Here is a 1,550-nt window from a genome sequence, read left to right on the forward strand (position 1 = left end):
TGGCGTGGGGGGAACCAGTAGGGTTCACCCCACTCCCGAAAGCACGACAAAGGGCCAGCGCCGGGGAGGGATCGCCCCGGGGCTGGCCAGTCTCTTTCCTGCCAAGGAAACGGGGGAGGGCGGCGCGTGGGGAGTGCCGCCCTTTGCCTCATCCCCACATGCTGCGCTGCGGGGCGGGGGCCTGACTAGAATGGCGGAACGCGTGGGTCGGAACGCCTGCCTTTTTCAGGCTGTCGAGCAAGTTCGCCTGAATGCCCGAACCTTCACAGACGATTGCCTCAACAGCGCGGAGGCATGCCAGCTGGTCATTGCGGACAAAGCCCGCGCGGTTGCCATGGCGCGCGGTATTCGGCGCGAACGCCACAACCGGAACCTTGCGGCTTGCCGCCCAAGCGGTGGCGATCGCGTCGGCCCCCTTGCGCTGCGCCGTCGTGCAAAGCGTCATGCTGGGCACGCGCTCCTTGATCTGGTCAAGGCGGGTCCAGATTTGTTCGTGGTCGTGCCACTCCTGCCCGCCCGAAAAGACGACAAGCGGGCCGCTCGGCGCGCGCTGTTCGCGGATTGCGGTTGCGCGGGCTTTGAGGAAGTCGGCGGCTGCGATCTGGCTTGCGGTGGTGGCGCTGGAAACGCGAGTTCCGCGCGCGCTGCTCCACGGGCGGCCTGTCTGGGCGCGGTAGCATTCGGCGGCATAGTCGCGCATGCACTCGATAGCGGCTCGCTGCTCCATTTTGGTTTGGGTGCGAAGCTGCAGTTCCTCAACCTCCACCGCATAGATTTCGGATGAGTCCGGGTGGCGCACCATCTCGCCAAGCTCAAGCGAAAGGGCGTCCTCTTCGCGGGCCAGCTTCGCGGCTTCGAAGTGGAAGCTGTTGACGAAACCCCACGCAATCGCCTGCGCGCTGGTTTCTAGGCGGGTATCGCGGAACAGGTCGAAAAGGGTGACCATGATTGCATGGCAATCGTGCTGCGCCTCGGCGGGCTCGGGCATGTCGAGTTCCTGCGCGGGCGCGCCTGCGTCCACGATGGAAAGCGCGCCGACGTCGCCGAATGCTTCGACGAATTCAGGGGCGGCGGTCTCGTCCGCGAACGCGGCCGCAATGGCCTGTTCCCGTTCGTTGCGGAGGGCTTCGCCAAGCTGGGCAAAGCTGGTAAGGCGGCGGGTAGTCGTTTCCTTCGTCATGGCATGCAATCCTTGGCAGTCGGTTGCGATCAGGGTCGGGGGAGCGTTTCCACCGCTCTCCCCGCCCGTCTGACGGTTGGTTACTGGGCAGCTGCTTCCATCAGCTTGCCATCTTCCGAAGCGTTGCCCTCGAACGCGTCGTTACGCTTGCCGCGCGGGCGGCGGGGCGCGGGTTCCTCGGCACCGCCGGAAAGCGGCGGGATTGCCGGTTCGCCAGCTTCGTCGGCGTTGTCGTCCGAACGGTTGCGGCGGCGGCGGTTGCCGTCCATGTCGCGGGTGCCGCGATCTTCCCGGTTCCACACGACGCGGAAGCCGTCCACATCGTCGCCGAAAAGCATGATCGGGAGCGGGTTCTTGAAGCTCGGGTCTT

General features: G+C 65.9%; 1 protein-coding gene and 1 pseudogene. Both read right to left on the bottom strand.

The window, feature by feature from the left end; translation table 11 throughout:
* Positions 1–148 precede the first annotated feature (148 nt).
* Complete coding sequence (locus CA234_RS24010; protein WP_126002933.1) at positions 149–1,180, bottom strand: DUF2493 domain-containing protein; 1,032 nt, start codon at positions 1,178–1,180, stop codon at positions 149–151.
* A gap of 80 nt (positions 1,181–1,260) precedes the next feature.
* A pseudogene (locus CA234_RS24015) lies at positions 1,261–1,550 on the bottom strand (DUF736 domain-containing protein); the annotation flags it as partial.

Source organism: Sphingomonas sp. ABOLE, from assembly GCF_003950455.1.
GTDB lineage: Bacteria > Pseudomonadota > Alphaproteobacteria > Sphingomonadales > Sphingomonadaceae > Sphingomonas > Sphingomonas trueperi.

What these genes read in the sequence shown, in the direction of transcription:
- CA234_RS24010 (WP_126002933.1), bottom strand. Translation starts at nt 1,180, where the DNA reads ATGACGAAGGAAACGACTACCCGCCGCCTTACCAGCTTTGCCCAGCTT.